At 35.9% G+C, this 17,504-nt stretch carries 15 protein-coding genes; 13 read left to right on the plus strand and 2 right to left on the minus strand.

All coding sequences use genetic code 11. The annotated features are described in order from the left end of the window. Positions 1–5: 5 nt before the first annotated feature. On the plus strand, positions 6–824 hold the full coding sequence (locus EGX96_RS08995; RefSeq protein WP_000601007.1) for a hypothetical protein: 819 nt from the start codon (positions 6–8) through the stop codon (positions 822–824). Positions 825–860: 36 nt separating this feature from the next. Here EGX96_RS08995 and EGX96_RS09000 read toward each other — a convergent pair whose 3' ends face one another. Further along, a complete protein-coding gene (locus EGX96_RS09000; protein ID WP_000354840.1) occupies positions 861–1,745 on the minus strand; it encodes a LysR family transcriptional regulator in 885 nt (294 codons plus the stop codon). Between the two features lie 192 nt (positions 1,746–1,937). Here EGX96_RS09000 and EGX96_RS09005 point away from each other — a divergent pair, with 192 nt between their 5' ends. The 12 genes from EGX96_RS09005 (at position 1,938) to EGX96_RS09065 (ending at position 16,316) form a co-directional block, all read left to right on the plus strand. Further along, entirely contained in the window at positions 1,938–2,996 is a 1,059-nt protein-coding gene (locus EGX96_RS09005; RefSeq protein ID WP_001286427.1) for a PTS transporter subunit IIC, read from the plus strand. 13 nt (positions 2,997–3,009) lie between these two features. After that, positions 3,010–4,002 (plus strand): D-lactate dehydrogenase, encoded by a 993-nt coding sequence (locus EGX96_RS09010; protein WP_000770070.1) that lies wholly within the window; start codon positions 3,010–3,012, stop codon positions 4,000–4,002. A gap of 206 nt (positions 4,003–4,208) precedes the next feature. After that, complete coding sequence (locus EGX96_RS09015; RefSeq protein ID WP_000416108.1) at positions 4,209–5,759, plus strand: MFS transporter; 1,551 nt, start codon at positions 4,209–4,211, stop codon at positions 5,757–5,759. A gap of 66 nt (positions 5,760–5,825) precedes the next feature. After that, positions 5,826–6,851, plus strand: a complete 1,026-nt coding sequence (locus EGX96_RS09020; RefSeq protein WP_001062640.1) for a sugar kinase — start codon at positions 5,826–5,828, stop codon at positions 6,849–6,851. A 16-nt stretch (positions 6,852–6,867) separates the two neighbouring features. Next, on the plus strand, positions 6,868–8,667 hold the full coding sequence (gene uidA, locus EGX96_RS09025) for a beta-glucuronidase (protein WP_000966715.1): 1,800 nt from the start codon (positions 6,868–6,870) through the stop codon (positions 8,665–8,667). Positions 8,668–8,695: 28 nt separating this feature from the next. Further along, entirely contained in the window at positions 8,696–9,367 is a 672-nt protein-coding gene (locus EGX96_RS09030) for a FadR/GntR family transcriptional regulator (protein WP_000113632.1), read from the plus strand. An 80-nt stretch (positions 9,368–9,447) separates the two neighbouring features. Further along, complete coding sequence (locus EGX96_RS09040) at positions 9,448–10,101, plus strand: bifunctional 4-hydroxy-2-oxoglutarate aldolase/2-dehydro-3-deoxy-phosphogluconate aldolase (RefSeq protein ID WP_370657098.1); 654 nt, start codon at positions 9,448–9,450, stop codon at positions 10,099–10,101. Positions 10,102–10,117: 16 nt separating this feature from the next. Beyond that, positions 10,118–11,518, plus strand: a complete 1,401-nt coding sequence (uxaC, locus tag EGX96_RS09045; RefSeq protein ID WP_000885296.1) for a glucuronate isomerase — start codon at positions 10,118–10,120, stop codon at positions 11,516–11,518. A 17-nt stretch (positions 11,519–11,535) separates the two neighbouring features. Next, positions 11,536–12,582, plus strand: a complete 1,047-nt coding sequence (gene uxuA, locus EGX96_RS09050; protein WP_000426045.1) for a mannonate dehydratase — start codon at positions 11,536–11,538, stop codon at positions 12,580–12,582. A gap of 123 nt (positions 12,583–12,705) precedes the next feature. After that, complete coding sequence (locus tag EGX96_RS09055) at positions 12,706–13,545, plus strand: SDR family oxidoreductase (RefSeq protein WP_000047578.1); 840 nt, start codon at positions 12,706–12,708, stop codon at positions 13,543–13,545. Positions 13,546–13,697: 152 nt separating this feature from the next. Further along, positions 13,698–14,510, plus strand: coding sequence for an HAD family hydrolase (locus tag EGX96_RS09060; RefSeq protein ID WP_000228638.1), 813 nt, complete (start codon positions 13,698–13,700; stop codon positions 14,508–14,510). A gap of 15 nt (positions 14,511–14,525) precedes the next feature. Further along, positions 14,526–16,316 carry a glycoside hydrolase family 3 protein gene (locus EGX96_RS09065; RefSeq protein WP_000149454.1) on the plus strand — a complete coding sequence of 597 codons (1,791 nt, stop codon included), beginning with the start codon at positions 14,526–14,528 and terminating at the stop codon, positions 16,314–16,316. A 57-nt stretch (positions 16,317–16,373) separates the two neighbouring features. Here EGX96_RS09065 and EGX96_RS09070 read toward each other — a convergent pair whose 3' ends face one another. Beyond that, positions 16,374–17,459 carry a M24 family metallopeptidase gene (locus EGX96_RS09070; RefSeq protein WP_000040811.1) on the minus strand — a complete coding sequence of 362 codons (1,086 nt, stop codon included), beginning with the start codon at positions 17,457–17,459 and terminating at the stop codon, positions 16,374–16,376. Positions 17,460–17,504: the final 45 nt, after the last annotated feature.

Below are 17,504 nucleotides of genomic sequence, written 5' to 3' on the forward strand. Positions count from 1 at the left end.
AAGAAATGATTTTAAAAATTTGTCGTGCAGCATATAGTTTACAATGGGGAGGTGTTTACCAATTAGCTTTGCTGGATTATCCTCGAATTAAGGCGTTTGAATTGGAAAGGATAGGAGCTTTCATAGCTTACGAGAAACAATATAAAAGAAAAACTGAGATACAATGTGACGATAAACATCTCCTCGCAAAAATTGTTCATTTTTTAAAATACAATAGTTTTACTTTTCCCTATATTCCCAAATATAGAGAAGCGGCAGCTACTTTTAATGAGGATGGTATTAGTTTAACTTCTGATTTTTTAAGCCATACATGTACGATTGAAACTGCAAAACTAATTTTTAAAGAAGGTAAAATCTTATCAGCAGTTAAAGCCTTTAATAAGCCTGCTGAAGTACTGGTAAAAGATAAGAGGAATGCTGCTGGAGACCCTAAAGATTACTTTGACTATGTGATGTTGAACTGGTCAAATACCAATTCTGGTTATCGTTTAGTAATGGAAAGATTGTTAGGCAAAGCACCATCTGAACAGGAGTTAACAGTAGGTTTTAAGCCAGGGGTCAGTTTTCATTTTACTTATCAAGATATCATCAATCATCCTGATTCTATTTTTGATGGTTATCATCCTGCTAAAATTAAAAATCAGCTTTCTTTAGCAGAACATTTAGTTGCATGTGTTATCCCAAAACATTATCAAGAAGATTATCAAAGCCTTGTGCCCAATGACTTGAAACACAGGGTTTATTATTTAGATTACTGTAACGAAACACTTTATGAGTGGAATCAAAAAGTTTATGATTTTCTTTGTCATTTGGAAAATAAATAAAACCAAAAAGTTTAAAACTTTTTGGTTTAACTGCTATTAATTGGTCTTTAAAAGACTTAAAAATTCTTCAATCATAGGACTAAAAGAAGTATCATTTCGGTAAGCAATACCAATCGGATAAAAATTATTTTTATCCTTAAGTGGGACCCAGCATAAATCTTGAACTTGGCTAATGCTTTCAAATTCACTTGGTAAAATAGTGACTGCATTGAGGTCTTGTAAACTATGAATAAGAACTTCCCAGTCATTGTGTTTAAAGACGATATGGGGGTCAAATCCTAAAGCACGACATTTACGAGGCAACATCTCTCCTAGCATATAATGTTCGTTGAGTGAGGCAACTTTATAATCTCTTAAATCATTAAGTTCAATTTCAGGAAGTGTTGCAAGAGGATGCGATTTTGGCATGACAATGCTTACTTTATATCCTTTAGTTGAGGTTTGCAGTGGTTCGATAGTGATATCATTGCGGGTACTTGGAAAGGACAATAAGCCAATATCGATCTTTCCTTTTGCTAACAATTCTTGTAATTTACGGGAACCATCTTGAATCAAAGATACTTCAACATTTGAATGTGTAGCCATAAAAGTTGAAATCTGTTTCATAAATTGAATAGCAAAAAGAGAAGTAAGCCCTACACGGATACCTTCCTTTTTTTCTTGATTTAATTGCTGGATCTCCGTAACCATTTGATTAACATTAGTCATCAACAATTGTCCTTTCTCATAGAGAATTTCTCCTGCTTCAGTTAAAGCGAGTTGACGACCATTTTGTAAGAATAAAATAGTATTTAATTCTGCTTCTAATTTTTTAATGGATTGTGAAAGTGTAGGTTGGGTCACAAAAAGACTTTTTGCAGCGCGTGAATAATTTTTTGCTTCTGCAACAGCAATAAAGTAAGTAAGTTGTCTAATATCCATAATATCTGTCCTTTTTTCTTAGTAATAGTATAGCACAAGTCTATCAATCTGACCTTTATGATTATTTCCACAATAATATTAGTAAAAGCTATACTTATATAATTTTTTCCAATTTTCCTTTTGCAAATAGCTATGATATAGTTAATATAGTTAGTGAAATCACAAACAATCATTATTAGTAGGAGGCATCTTATGTCGGATGTTGTCGAAAAACAAACAACTAAATCGTTTATAATGAACGTATTAAATGGTTTAGCTTTAGGGACTGTTATTGTCTTGATACCAGGAGCAATCCTTGGAGAATTAATGAAAGCTTTACTGCCAATGTGGAGCGGCTTTGCAACTTTAATCGCTGCAACAGCAGTTGCAACAAGTATGATGGGGCTTGTTATTGGTATTATGGTTGGTCTCAATTTTAAATTTAATCCCATTCAATCAGCATCACTAGGATTAGCGGTTATGTTTGCAGGTGGAGCTGCAACCTTCCTTAAAGGCGCTATTATGCTAAAAGGAACAGGCGATATCATTAACATGGGAATTACTGCTGCCTTAGGTGTCCTTTTGATCCAATTTTTATCTGACAAGACGAAATCATTCACTTTGATTGTCATTCCAACAGTAACACTCTTACTAGTTGGAGGAGTAGGTCATGTGTTATTACCTTATGTCAAAATGATTACCACCATGATTGGACAAGGGATTGCTTCATTACTTGGTTTACAACCTGTTTTGATGTCAATTTTAATTGCGATGATTTTCTGTTTCTTGATCGTATCTCCAATCACAACAGTTGGGATTGCTTTGGCAATTAGTTTGTCCGGAATTGGTTCTGGTGCTGCTAATTTAGGTATCTGTGCTGCTAGTTTTGGGCTTTGTATGGCTGGGTGGTCAGTCAATTCTAAGGGGACAGCCTTAGCGCATGTTTTAGGGTCTCCTAAGATTTCGATGGCTAATGTATTAGCAAAACCGAAGATTATGCTACCTATGATATCTTCAGCAGCAATACTAGGAATTCTCGGAGCTCTCTTTAATATTCAAGGAACACCAGCTAGTGCAGGTTTTGGTATCAGTGGTTTGATTGGACCGATTAATGCTCTTAATTTAGCAAAAGGTGGATGGTCAGTTATGAATATGTTATTGATAATTATAATATTTGTTGCTGCACCAATTATATTGAATTTTATTTTTAATTACCTCTTTATAAAAGTACTTAAAATTATTGATCCAATGGACTATAAATTAGATATTTAAGGAGATATTAGTGATGAAACTCAAAGTATTTAATGTTAGAGAAGAAGAAGCAACATTAGCACAAGATTGGGCAAACCGAAATCATGTGGAACTTTCTATGAGTGAAGGACCTTTGACATTGGAAACTGTTAATGAGGTAGAAGGTTTTGATGGGATTGCTAATGCACAGATTGAGCCTTTAGATGATGCTATTTATCCTCTTCTCAAAGAAATGGGAATTAAGCAAATCGCTCAGCGCAGTGCTGGTGTTGATATGTATAATCTTGAGTTAGCTAAGCAACATGGTATTATCATTAGCAATGTGCCAAGTTACTCACCGGAGTCTATTGCAGAATTTACAGTGACAATCGCTCTTAACCTTATTCGAAAAGTTGAGCTTATTAGAGCTAATGTTCGTGAACAGAATTTTTCATGGACCTTGCCAATTCGAGGACGAGTCCTAGGTAACATGACTGTGGCTATAATAGGAACTGGTCGCATTGGTCTAGCGACTGCTAAAATTTTTAAAGGGTTCGGATGTCGTGTTATTGGTTATGATATTTACCATAATCCAATGGCAGATGGTATCCTTGAGTATGTCAATTCGGTAGAAGAAGCTGTTGAAGAAGCTGATCTTGTGTCCTTACATATGCCACCAACTGCTGAAAATACGCATCTATTTAATTTAGATATGTTTAAACAGTTTAAAAAAGGTGCTATTTTAATGAATATGGCACGTGGAGCATTGGTGGAAACCAAAGATCTTCTTGAGGCTTTAGATCAAGGGCTTTTGGAGGGAGCTGGTATTGATACTTATGAATTTGAGGGGCCATATATACCTAAAAATTGTCAAGGTCAAGACATTTCAGACAAGGATTTCCTAAGACTGATTAACCATCCGAAAGTAATATACACTCCTCATGCGGCTTATTATACAGATGAAGCGGTCAAAAATCTAGTAGAGGGTGCCTTAAATGCTTGTGTAGAAGTGATTGAAACGGGAACAACTACTACGAAAGTCAACTAAAAGATGCTTAGGCATCTTTTTTTGTGGGGTAACAAAACATATGATGATCATGACCTTTAAAGCAAAAAAACATCTTATGTATTTATAGCTGGAAAGTCTTTTTTATAATAAAAAAAGATATTTTTTATAAAAATATTGAAAAAACATCAGATGAATAGTATTATTTAATCATAAAAGCGTTTACAAAATACAAGGAGGGTTCTCTCATGGAGAAAACAATGGATATGGAACAACGTGAAGAAGTTGTATCTTATAACCGAGCGAAAGTATGGCAGTTAGTTATGTTTGCCATGAACAATGCTTCTACAAATATATACTTATTTACGTTTATGTTTGTTACCTATTTCTCAACTGGCGTTCTTGGCTCGGCAGCCATTTTTGTCAGTCAAATTATGGGTTATATCCGTATTTTTGATGGTTTTATTGATCCAGCTATTGGTATTATGATTGATAAAACTGATACAAAATTTGGTAAGTATCGTCCTATTTTGATTATTGGGAACGTTATTACGGCTTTGTCATTGATTTTTCTTCTTGCATTGAGAGGTGTCGATGAAAATATTCGTTTCCCATTATTTATCCTTGTTCTAATTATCCATAAAATTGGATACTCAATGCAACAGACAATAACTAAAGCAGGGCAAACAGCACTGACAAATGACCCTAAGCAACGTCCTATTTTTAATATCGTTGATGCAGTTATGACAACATCATTAATGACAGGCGGTCAGTTTGTCGTTTCAGTTTTCTTAGTACCAAAATTTGGTAATTTTACACCTCAATTCTTCAATGTCCTTATTTTTGGAACAATTCTTATTTCAGCTATTTTAGCAATCGTTGCAATTATTGGGATTTGGGCAAAAGACAGAAAAGAATTCTTTGGTTTAGGAGAGAATACCCAAAAGACTGCTCTAAAAGATTACTGGAAGGTGTTGAAAGGAAATAAACCGCTTCAGATATTATCCATTGCTGCAGCTTTGGTAAAATTTGCCATCCAATTCTTTGGCGATTCCGTTGTTATGGTGCTATTGTTTGGTATTTTATTTGGTAATTATGCTTTATCAGGACAATTCTCACTTCTTTTCATTGTTCCTGGTGTTATTATTAATATTTTGTTCTCAACAATTGCTCGTAAAAAAGGTCTTCGTTTTTCATATGTCAGAGCAATTCAGATCGGTATGATTGGTTTACTTGCTTTTGGTGCAGTTCTTTACGTTGGTAAGCCTGGTGACCTTAGTTTAACAAGCCTAAATCTTTATACTATTTTATTTATCGTTACTAATATTATTGCGAGATACGCTTCACAAGCACCTGCTAGTTTAGTATTGACTATGGGAGCAGATATTTCTGACTATGAAACTTCTGAATCCGGTCGTTATGTATCAGGAATGATTGGAACTATCTTCTCCTTAACAGATTCGATTGCTTCTTCATTTGCTCCTATGGTAGTAGGTTTTGTGTTAGCAGGAATTGGATTTTCAAAATCATTTCCAACTATCGAAACACCACTGCCCCCTGATTTAAAAATGGCAGCTATTAGTATCCTTGTGGCCATTCCATTTATAGCTTTGTCTATAGCTCTTCTTTTAATGAAATTTTACAAACTAGATAAAGAAGAAATGGTTCGTATTCAAGAGAAGATTCAAGTTATGAAAGCAGCAACTACTAAGGAACGTGCTAAAGATATTGCTCGTAATGTTCCTTTGACAGATATGGATTATGTTGATGTAACAAAATATCCTATTGATAAAGATTAAAAAGTTTAGCTGCTCTTCAATAGAGCAGCTATTTTGTTAAATAAGAGCTACCATTGGAGGATTCTTATGGCAAAAATTATTTCATTAGGTGAGGTTCTTTTGCGATTATCTCCACCTCAATATCACACACTGATGCAGGCTAATCACCTAAAATGCCAATTCGGTGGTTCAGAACTTAATGTCTTAGCAAGCCTTGCTCAACTAGGTTACCATGTAGGATTGGTCTCAGCTTTGCCTGATAATGATTTGGGCAAGATGGCAAGTCAATTTATATTGTCACAGCAAATTAGTCCAGCTGCTATAATTAAAAAAGAAGGACGACTAGGAATTTATTACTATGAACAAGGATTTTCGGTAAGAACAAATAAGGTTATCTACGATCGTAACTATTCATCTTTTTGGGAAAGTACCTTGAGTGATTATGATTTTACTTCTATTTTTAAGGGAGTGGATTGGTTTCATGTTTCTGGAATTACTCCAGCACTAACCAAGGACTTATATGAGGTGACTCGGTTCCTTATGACAAAAGCTAAAGAAGGAGGTGTAAAAGTATCGATTGATCTCAATTTTCGTGAGAGTTTATGGTCATCTTTTCAAGAGGCACGTGAGCAATTATCGCCACTATTAGGATTATTAGATGTTTGCTTTGGCTTAGAGCCGATTTATTTAGCTGGCGAAAGTGAAGATTTAAAAGATGAGTTGGGCTTATCCAGACCTTACCTTGATATTGAATTACTTGAAAAGATAACCCAAAAGATTGTCCAAGAATATGGGTTAGACTATATTGCCTTTACTCAAAGGGAAATGGAATATACTAATCAGTATATGTTAAAATCATATTTGTATCATAATAATATGTTATATCAAACTGATAAAACTGGCGTTGAAGTATTAGATCGTGTGGGGACAGGAGATGCCTTTGCTGCAGGTTTAATTCATGCGCTTCTGGAAAAAGAAACTCCTCAAAGGGCCTTAGAAATAGCTATGGCTACATTTAAATACAAACATACCATTCAAGGAGATATCAATATCATGACACGAGATGATATTGCTTACCTCATTGAAAAAGAAACAAATGATATTAAACGATAGTGTAAAAGGAGAGTGTATGTTATATCCATTATTGACAAAAACAAGAAATACTTATGATTTAGGCGGTATTTGGAACTTTAAATTAGGAGAACATAATCCAAATGAATTACTACCTTCAGATGAAGTCATGGTTATCCCGACTTCATTTAATGATTTGATGGTAAGTAAAGAAAAACGTGATTATATAGGTGATTTTTGGTATGAAAAAGTCATTGAAGTACCTAAAGTATCAGAGGATGAAGAGATGGTGCTGCGTTTTGGCTCAGTGACACATCAAGCTAAAATTTATGTTGACGGTGTATTGGTAGGAGAGCATAAGGGAGGTTTTACTCCTTTTGAAGTTCTTGTTCCTGAATGTAAGTATAATAATGAGAAAATTAAGGTATCAATTTGTGCTAATAACGTTTTAGACTATACCACGCTTCCGGTCGGAAATTATAGTGAAATCATTCAAGAAGATGGTAGCATTAAGAAGAAAGTACGTGAGAATTTTGATTTCTTCAATTATGCAGGTGTGCATCGTCCTCTTAAGTTGATGATACGTCCTAAAAATCATATTTTTGATATTACAATTACAAGTCGTCTATCAGATGATTTACAGTCAGCAGATTTACATTTTTTAGTGGAGACTAATCAAAAGGTTGACGAAGTTAGAATTAGCGTTTTTGATGAAGATAACAAACTAGTGGGTGAAACGAAGGATAGCAGATTATTTCTTAGTGATGTCCATCTTTGGGAAGTTTTAAATGCCTATCTGTACACAGCGCGTGTTGAAATTTTTGTTGATAATCAACTCCAAGATGTCTATGAGGAAAATTTTGGTCTTAGAGAAATAGAAGTGACAAATGGTCAATTCCTATTGAATCGCAAACCTATTTATTTTAAAGGATTTGGTAAACATGAAGATACGTTCATTAATGGCAGAGGTTTGAATGAAGCTGCTAACTTAATGGATTTGAATCTTTTGAAGGATATGGGGGCAAACTCTTTTAGAACATCCCATTATCCTTATTCTGAAGAAATGATGCGTTTAGCAGATCGAATGGGAGTGTTAGTGATAGATGAGGTTCCAGCAGTAGGGTTATTTCAAAATTTTAACGCTTCCTTAGATTTGTCACCAAAAGATAATGGTACGTGGAATTTGATGCAAACAAAAGCGGCGCATGAACAAGCTATCCAAGAATTAGTGAAGCGTGATAAAAATCATCCTAGCGTCGTGATGTGGGTAGTCGCTAACGAACCGGCTAGTCATGAAGCGGGAGCACATGATTATTTTGAGCCATTAGTAAAACTTTATAAAGATTTAGACCCTCAAAAACGTCCTGTCACCTTGGTTAATATTTTAATGGCAACCCCAGATAGAGACCAAGTGATGGACCTGGTTGATGTTGTCTGCCTTAATCGTTACTATGGTTGGTACGTTGACCACGGTGATTTAACAAATGCAGAAGTAGGTATAAGAAAAGAGTTATTAGAATGGCAAGATAAATTTCCTGACAAACCAATTATCATAACGGAGTATGGCGCTGATACGTTACCGGGATTACATTCTACTTGGAATATTCCATATACAGAAGAATTTCAATGTGATTTTTATGAAATGAGTCATCGTGTTTTTGATGGTATTCCTAATTTAGTTGGTGAGCAAGTCTGGAATTTTGCAGACTTTGAAACTAATCTGATGATACTTCGTGTACAGGGGAATCACAAAGGTCTCTTTTCAAGGAATCGCCAGCCGAAACAAGTCGTCAAAGAATTTAAAAAACGCTGGATGACTATTCCTCATTACCATAATAAAAAAAATAGTGTAAAATAGGGGTAGTTATTTTAGAAGAGGTGATGATATGGCTAGACCCTTAGTAGAACAAACAGCAGATCGTCTATTGCATTTAATTTTAGAAAGAGAATACCCTGTTGGTGCTAAGCTCCCCAATGAATATGAATTAGCAGAAGATCTAGATGTTGGTCGCAGCACAATCCGAGAAGCAGTCAGAAGTTTAGCAACGCGTAATATTTTAGAAGTCAGACAGGGCTCTGGAACATATATTAGTTCTAAAAAGGGTGTTTCTGAGGATCCATTAGGGTTCTCTCTAATAAAGGACACAGATAGGTTGACATCAGATCTCTTTGAACTACGCCTTTTATTGGAACCTCGAATAGCAGAGCTGGTAGCTTATAGAATTACAGATGATCAGTTACAATTACTCGAAAAGCTTGTTGGAGATATTGAAGATGCTGTTCACGCAGGCGATCCGAAACATTTACTTTTAGACGTGGAATTTCATTCCATGCTAGCTAAATACAGTGGTAATATTGCAATGGATAGCCTTTTGCCAGTCATCAACCAGTCAATTCATCTGATAAATGCGAATTATACAAATCGTCAGATGAAGTCGGATAGTTTAGAAGCACATAGAGAAATTATCAAAGCAATCCGAGAAAAAAATCCAGTAGCTGCACATGATGCTATGCTTATGCATATCATGAGTGTTAGACGTTCAGCATTGAAAGCTTAATATAAGAAGAAAAATAGCTATTCTTGAATAGCTATTTTTTTAGTATTCTTCTTGACAATTCATCAGATGACTTATATAATATAGTTAAAGATAACGGTTACATTTTGGGAGGTATTATGTTAAATCAATTGAAAAACAACTATTTCTTTGCTGTTATTCGAGGGAAATCATCTGAGGATGCGCTCGAAATCGCAAAGCATGCTATTTTGGGTGGTATTCGGAATATTGAAGTAACTTTTTCGACTCCTGAAGCAAGCAAAGTCATCAAACAATTATCAGATGACTTTAAAAATAATAAAGAAATTATTGTGGGGGCCGGAACGGTCATGACAACTGAACTTGCTAAAGAGGCTATTGATGCTGGAGCTAAATTTTTGGTTAGCCCACACTTTGATTCAGATATTGCTAATTTAGCTAATGAAAACAAGGTTTATTATTTCCCAGGCTGTGCAACGGCAACAGAAATCGTGGTAGCTAGAAAGTATAAATGTCAGATTATAAAGCTTTTTCCAGGTGGAGTTGTGGGTCCAGGTTTTATCAAAGATATTCATGGTCCTATTCCAGATGTTGATTTAATGCCATCAGGTGGCGTCTCTGTTTCAAATGTAGTTGAATGGAGAAAAGCAGGAGCAGTTGCGGTTGGTGTTGGCTCAGCATTATCTAGTAAAGTAGCCACAGAAGGCTATGATAGTGTTACTAAAATAGCTAAACAGTTTGTTTCTGCACTTGATTAGTGAGTAAGAGAAGAATATGGCGTTTAATACTGAAACATTTATGTTAAAAAATCAAGCAGCTATACAGCTGTATGAAGAGGTCAAGAGACAACCTATTTTTGATTATCATTGCCACTTAGATCCAAAGGACATTTTTGAAGATCATATTTTTGATAATATTGTGGATTTGTGGCTTGGTGGTGACCACTATAAATGGCGTCTTATGAGGGCTAATGGTATTTCTGAAGCAGAAATTACAGGTCCAGCATCCAACCTTGAGAAATTTAAAGCATTTGCTAGAACACTAGAAAGAGCATACGGTAATCCTGTTTATCATTGGTCTGCTATGGAATTGAAAAATGTCTTTGGTGTTAATGAGATTTTGACAGAATCAAATGCTGAGGAAATTTATCATCGTTTAAATCATTTCTTGAAAGAGCATAAAATAAGTCCTAGACGTTTAATTGCAGATAGCAAAGTTATGTTTATTGGTACTACAGACCACCCTCTTGATACTCTCGAGTGGCATAAAAAGTTGGCTGCTGATGAGAGTTTTAAAACAGTTGTTGCTCCGACATTTAGGCCAGATGAAGCTTTTATTGAACATCGACATTTTGTTGATTTTATTACTAAACTGGGTGACATTACTCAAAAAGAGATTACAGATTTTTCAACATTTATAGCAGCAATGGAAGAACGCATTGCGTATTTTGCTCAAAATGGTTGTAGGGCTAGCGATATCAGTTTTACGGAAATCGTCTTTGAACAAACTGATGAATTGGAGTTGAACGATTTATTTAATAAAGTTTGTGAAGGCTATATCCCAAATCAATCAGAAATCAGCAAATGGCAAACAGCTGTTTTTATGGAACTTTGCCGATTATATAAAAAATATGGTTTTGTAACACAGGTGCATTTTGGAGCTTTGAGAAATAATCATTCTACTATTTTTGAAAAATTGGGAGCTGACGTGGGTGTGGATTCACTTGGTGACCAAGTGGCTTTAACTGTTAATATGAACCGTTTATTGGATTCCTTGGTTAAAAAAGATAGTCTGCCTAAAATGATTTGGTATAATCTCAATCCAGCTTACAATATAGCAGTAGCTAACACTTTGGCAAATTTTCAAGCTAACGAACTTGGAGTGAGATCTTACCTTCAATTTGGTGCAGGTTGGTGGTTTGCAGATACTAAATTAGGGATGATTAGTCAAATGAATGCCTTAGCAGAGCAAGGCATGTTGGCGAATTTTATTGGTATGTTAACAGATTCTAGAAGTTTTCTATCTTATCAACGTCATGACTATTTTCGACGTATTTTATGTACCTACTTAGGAGAATGGATTGAAGAAGGAGAAGTTCCAGAAGATTATCAAGCTTTAGGAAGTATGGCTAAAGACATCGCTTATCAAAATGCAGTTAATTATTTTAAGAACTAAAAAGGAAGAGTGAAATCATGGAAATGTCATTTAGGTGGTATGGTGAAGACGACCCCGTTACTTTAGAAAATATTGGTCAAATTCCAACAATGAAAGGGATTGTTACAGCGATATACGATGTACCAGTAGGAGAAGTTTGGTCACGTGAGCGCATTCAACAGCTGAAAGAAAAGGTAGAGGCAGCAGGGCTTAAAATTTCGGTTATCGAATCAGTACCTGTTCATGAAGATATCAAATTGGGACGTCCAACACGTGATCTCTTGATTGATAATTATATTCAAACCGTCAAAAATTTGGCTGCGGAAGGTATTGATACTATTTGTTATAATTTTATGCCAGTATTTGACTGGACACGCACTGATTTAGCATATCAATATCCAGATGGTTCCACAGCTTTGATATTTGATGAGACGGTTTCTAAAAAAATGGATCCAGTAAACGGTGAATTATCTTTGCCAGGATGGGATGCCAGCTATAGTAAAGAAGAAATGAAGGCTATCATGGATGCCTATGCTGAAATTGATGAGGAAAAACTTTGGGAAAATCTCACTTATTTTATTAAACGTATTATTCCTGAAGCGGAAGCCGTAGGCGTTAAAATGGCCATTCATCCGGATGACCCACCATATTCTATTTTTGGTTTACCTCGCATTATTACTGGGTTAGAGGCTATTGAGCGTTTTGTGAAATTGTACGATAGTAAAAGTAATGGCATCACTTTATGTGTGGGTTCTTACGCTTCTGATCCCCAGAATGATGTTTTAGAGATTTCGCGACGTGCTTTTGAGTTAGATCGTGTAAACTTTGTTCATGCTCGCAATATTAAATTAGGTGATGGAAAGTCATTTAAAGAATCGGCTCATCCATCAGAATACGGGTCAATAGACATGTATGAAGTTATTAAGTTATGCCATGAATTTGGGTTTGAGGGTGCTATTCGACCTGACCACGGGCGTATGATTTGGGGAGAAACAGGTCGTCCAGGATATGGCCTATACGATAGAGCTTTAGGAGCCACTTACGTTTCTGGTTTATACGAAGCTGTGATTAAAGGTTCAAAATAAGGCGATGCTTCCAAATTTCTCCTGTTCCAATCTCCTGAAAGAGAAATTTGGAAAGTTATTATCATAATATGATTGTACTTAGCTAAGAGTAGAATACTTATAGAAGTTAATGAGAGGAATAAGATGTCAAAAACAATTACATTTACCAATAAAGTTGTCGTCATAACAGGTGCAGGCGGTGTTCTCTGTGGTTATATGGCTAAAGAATTTGCGAAAGCAGGCGCTAAAGTGGCATTATTAGATTTGAATCAAGAAGCTGCTCAAACATTTGCTGATGAAATTGTAGAAGAAGGTGGTATCGCTAAGGCTTATAAAGCTAACGTTTTGTCTAAAGAAAACCTTGAAGAAGTGCATCAAGCCGTTTTAGAGGATCTTGGACCAACTGATATTTTAGTTAATGGTGCAGGAGGCAACAATCCTAAAGCTACAACTGATAATGAATTTCACGAATTAGACTTACCTTCAGAAACAAAAACCTTCTTTGAGTTAGATGAAGCTGGTATTAGCTTTGTTTTTAACTTAAATTATTTAGGAACATTATTGCCAACGCAAGTATTTGCCCAAGATATGGTTGGACGTGAAGGAGCGAATATTATTAATATCTCTTCAATGAATGCTTTTACCCCTCTGACCAAAATACCAGCTTATTCTGGAGCTAAAGCAGCTATTAGTAACTTCACACAATGGCTAGCTGTTCATTTCTCAAAAGTTGGTATCCGTTGTAATGCTATTGCACCTGGTTTCTTGGTAACAAATCAGAACCGAAGCTTGTTATTTACTGAGGACGGTCAGCCAACTGCGCGTGCTGAGAAAATTCTTAATAATACACCAATGGGAAGATTTGGAGAAGCAAGTGAGCTGATTGGCGGATTGTTCTTTTTAGCAGATGAAAAATCATCAAGTTTTGTTAATGGCGTTGTCCTTCCGATTGATGGTGGATTTGCTGCTTACTCTGGTGTTTAATTTACAAGATAATAGCCACTTAACACATAAGAGATTATTGAGTTGAGTGGTTTTTTAAGGAAATTTGTTTAATGATCTTACCACTAAATGATGGGTAGGTTGCTAATTGGAAAATCCTCATAAGTTAGATAAATTTAGAAACTGGAGATAATATGGTAGATACAAATCACAAAATCGCTTTTTGCATAGATTCTGATGGTTGCGCAATGGATACAATGACATATAAGCATCAACTCTTTTTTGGTCCAATTGCTGCAGATATATTTGGGATATCAGAACAAGAAAGAACAAGTTTTTTAAAAGAGTGGGATAGAGTCAATCTTTATTCAAGAACTCGTGGAGTTAATCGGTTTGTGGGATTGGTTATGGGCCTTGAGTTTGCCGGAGTAGAACATATTGATAAATTAAAAGAATGGGTCGAAACAACAGACTCATTGTCCAATAATTCCTTAGAGTTAGCGCTTGCCAACGATTTTAGTAGAGATTTAGAGAAGGCTTTAGAATGGTCCAATGAAGTGAATCGCCAAATCAAAAATTATGAGGGAGATTCTTTAGCGTTTTCAGGTGTGTTAGAAAGTTTAGAACGATTAAGTCAATTTGGTAATGTTTATGTCGTGAGTTCTGCTAACAAGGAAGCTGTTTGGCAAGAGTGGGAAGAACAGGGATTGCTAAAGTATGTTGATGATATCTATTGTCAAGATAGAGGTAAAAAAGAAGATGTTATCGCCACTTTAATTGCAAGTGGTTACTGCCGTGAAACTATTTTGATGGTAGGAGATTCCCTGGGTGATCTGGCTGCAGCAGAACAAAATGGTATTGCATTTTACCCAGTACTTGTTGGTAAGGAAGTCAAATCATGGGAAATTCTTAGAGAAGATATTGGTGAAGCTTTTGCAAAAGGTCAATTCGAACAGCAAAGGCAAAAAGAATCTATTAATACCTTTTGGGCTAATTTAGATAACTAATAGAAAGGATAGGCTATGACACATTTAGTTGACTTAACAAAGAAACCCTTCAATCTAAATCAAGAAGCAATTGAGTGGATTGAAAAAACAATTAATGAGATGACATTGGATGAGAAAATTGGGCAACTTTTTTTCAATATGGGAGCTAGTCGTTCAGAAGAATATTTAACAGATGTTTTGGATCGGTATCATATTGCTGCTGTTCGCTATAATAGAGGTAGTTCAAGTGAAATCTATGATCAGAATTTAATTTTACAGACAAAGTCGAAATTGCCGATGTTGATTGCTGCAAATACAGAAGCTGGTGGAGACGGTGCTGTCACGGATGGAACTAAAGTTGGCGATGAAATAAAAGTGGCTGCTACAAATGATCCGAAATATGCTTATGAAATGGGAAGAATCGCAGGGATGGAGGCATCTGCTGTGGGTTGTAATGCTTCATTTTCTCCAATTGTAGATTTGACACGTAATTGGCGTAATCCTATCATAGCTAGTCGAAATTGGGGTGCTAACGTTGATCAAATTATTTCACTTTCAAAAGAGTATATGAAAGGAATCATGCAATATAATATTGTACCTTTCGCTAAACATTTTCCAGGGGATGGCATTGATGAGCGTGATCATCATTTGTCATTTGCTTCCAATCCTATGAGTAAAGAGGAGTGGATGTCGACATTTGGCCGCATTTATGGTGAATTGGCTGACGCAGGTTTACCAGGAGTCATGGCAGGTCACATACATTTACCAAACGTTGAAAAAGAAATGCATCCAGAGCGAGACCTTGATGATATGTTACCAGCTTCATTGAATAAAACACTTTTAGATGAGTTATTGAGAGGAGAGTTAGGTTATAATGGAGCTATTGTAACGGACGCTTCTCATATGGTTGGAATGACTGCTTCAATGGCAAGGAGAGATTTGTTGCCAACGGCGATTGAAGCAGGTTGTGATTTATTCTTATTCTTTAATGACCCTGATGAAGACATTCAATGGATGAAAGAAGGTTACGAAAAAGGTATTCTAACAGAGGAACGTCTCCATGACGCTTTACGTCGTACTCTCGGTCTAAAAGCGAAATTAGGCTTGCATAACTATGAGGGACGTCGCCAAGAACTCTTTATGCCTAAAGATAAGGCTATGGCTTTAATCAACACATTAGAGTCGCAAAAAATAGCTGATGAAGTTGCTGATAAAGCAGTAACTCTGGTAAAAGATAAACAAAAAGATATCTTTCCAGTAAATCCAGAACGTTATCGTCATATCTTACTTGTTAACGTTGAAGGATATAAGGGAGGTTTTGGTGCGATGATTGCTGGAAACAAGCAACGTGCATCGGATTACATGAAAGAGTTACTTGAGGCACGTGGCCATGAAGTAACTGTCTGGGAGTCTACCGAAGAGCGTATTATGAAATTGCCACAAGAGGAGCGGGCAGCAGCTATCGCTAATGTTTACGCACAAAAACAGCCAATCGCAAATCTAACAGAACACTATGACTTGATTATTAACTTGGTAGATGTCAATGCTGGAGGAACAACACAACGTATTATTTGGCCAGCAGCTAAAGGCACCCCTGATCAGCCTTTTTACGTTCATGAAATACCATCTATTGTGATTTCAGTACAACATGCATTTGCTTTAGCAGATATGCCACAGGTAGGGACTTATATTAATGCTTATGATGGGCTTCCTAGCACGATAAGTGCAGTAGTTGCGAAATTGGCTGGAGAATCAGAATTTACAGGAGTTTCACCAGTAGATGCTTACTGTGGTTTAATTGATACACATTTATGGCGCCAATGCTAATAGAAACAAGATGATGTACTTTTATGTAACATAAAAAAAGAGCTTAAAGCTCTTTTTTTATCCTTCAAAATAGAGTAGTTCCTTGGGTGTTTTGGTAAATACTTCAAAGCCGGTTTTAGTCACATAACCGCAGTCTTCAATTCGCACACCAACTTTATCTGGTATATAAATACCTGGTTCAACAGAGAAGCACATGCCTTCTTGAATCTCCATATCGTTACCAGCCATAATAGATGGAAATTCATGGACATCCATACCTAATCCATGACCAAGGCGGTGGTTAAAGTATTGTCCATAACCAGCCTTTTCAATAACATTTCTTGCTGCTGCGTCAACTTCAGAAGCAAGGACTCCTGGCTTAATAAAATCAATAGCCGCTTGATGTGCTTCAAGACATAAATGGTAAATATCTTTTTTGAATTGATCAGGTTTCCCCACTGCTACTGTACGGGTCATATCTGACGTATAACCTAGTGTTTCTACACCTAAATCAAATAATAACAAAGCATTATTTTCGATTTTATTAGTTCCTGGGATACCATGTGGATTTGCTGCATTATTGCCAGTCAAAACCATAGTGTCGAAACTCATTTTATTGATACCTTGTTTTTTCATTTCAAATTCGATTTGAGCGATAATATCGGTTTCAGTGTTGTTTAGCGAGATATTGTCAAATCCAACTTGAACAGCTTTATCAGCAAATTCTCCAGCGACTAACATTTTCTCAATTTCATCTCGTGATTTAATTAGGCGCATGTTTTGAATATAAGGTGTTAGGTTTTCAAAATGACCATCAAAAACGGTTTGGAGACCTTGGAATTTAGTAACATTAAGATTATCAAATTCGGCTAGAACTTTAGAAACAGAAAAGGATGGTAAGTTGCTAGCTATTTTTTGCCAAGGATTTTCTGAATCTATGTAACCAAAGACGGGAAATGGTACACTTTGTTTTGCACGCGATACTTCTAGTGCTGGTACAAATAAAATAGGATCGCGATCTTCATAGACAAATAAAAACATTTGTCTTTCATGGGGATCGCAAAAGAAACCTGTTAAATAGTTGACTGTCACAGGATCAGAAAAGACAGCAAGTTCAGCTTGGACTGAATGTAAGTGATGGCGTATACGATTAAGTTTTGACATAATAACCCTTCTTCCTAAAAGGAACTTAGTCTAGTTAGGCTAGTT

The organism is Streptococcus sp. FDAARGOS_520 (assembly GCF_003812685.1).
Taxonomy (GTDB): domain Bacteria; phylum Bacillota; class Bacilli; order Lactobacillales; family Streptococcaceae; genus Streptococcus; species Streptococcus agalactiae.

Excerpts from the sequence above, each read along its gene's own strand:
- EGX96_RS09000 (WP_000354840.1), bottom strand. The coding sequence starts at position 1,745 with ATGGATATTAGACAACTTACTTACTTTATTGCTGTTGCAGAAGCAAAA.
- EGX96_RS09010 (WP_000770070.1), top strand. The coding sequence starts at position 3,010 with ATGAAACTCAAAGTATTTAATGTTAGAGAAGAAGAAGCAACATTAGCA.
- EGX96_RS08995 (WP_000601007.1), top strand. The coding sequence starts at position 6 with ATGATTTTAAAAATTTGTCGTGCAGCATATAGTTTACAATGGGGAGGT.
- EGX96_RS09065 (WP_000149454.1), top strand. The coding sequence starts at position 14,526 with ATGACACATTTAGTTGACTTAACAAAGAAACCCTTCAATCTAAATCAA.
- EGX96_RS09005 (WP_001286427.1), top strand. The coding sequence starts at position 1,938 with ATGTCGGATGTTGTCGAAAAACAAACAACTAAATCGTTTATAATGAAC.
- uidA (WP_000966715.1), top strand. The coding sequence starts at position 6,868 with ATGTTATATCCATTATTGACAAAAACAAGAAATACTTATGATTTAGGC.
- EGX96_RS09020 (WP_001062640.1), top strand. The coding sequence starts at position 5,826 with ATGGCAAAAATTATTTCATTAGGTGAGGTTCTTTTGCGATTATCTCCA.
- EGX96_RS09030 (WP_000113632.1), top strand. The coding sequence starts at position 8,696 with ATGGCTAGACCCTTAGTAGAACAAACAGCAGATCGTCTATTGCATTTA.
- EGX96_RS09070 (WP_000040811.1), bottom strand. The coding sequence starts at position 17,459 with ATGTCAAAACTTAATCGTATACGCCATCACTTACATTCAGTCCAAGCT.
- uxaC (WP_000885296.1), top strand. The coding sequence starts at position 10,118 with ATGGCGTTTAATACTGAAACATTTATGTTAAAAAATCAAGCAGCTATA.
- EGX96_RS09055 (WP_000047578.1), top strand. The coding sequence starts at position 12,706 with ATGTCAAAAACAATTACATTTACCAATAAAGTTGTCGTCATAACAGGT.
- EGX96_RS09060 (WP_000228638.1), top strand. The coding sequence starts at position 13,698 with ATGGTAGATACAAATCACAAAATCGCTTTTTGCATAGATTCTGATGGT.
- uxuA (WP_000426045.1), top strand. The coding sequence starts at position 11,536 with ATGGAAATGTCATTTAGGTGGTATGGTGAAGACGACCCCGTTACTTTA.
- EGX96_RS09015 (WP_000416108.1), top strand. The coding sequence starts at position 4,209 with ATGGAGAAAACAATGGATATGGAACAACGTGAAGAAGTTGTATCTTAT.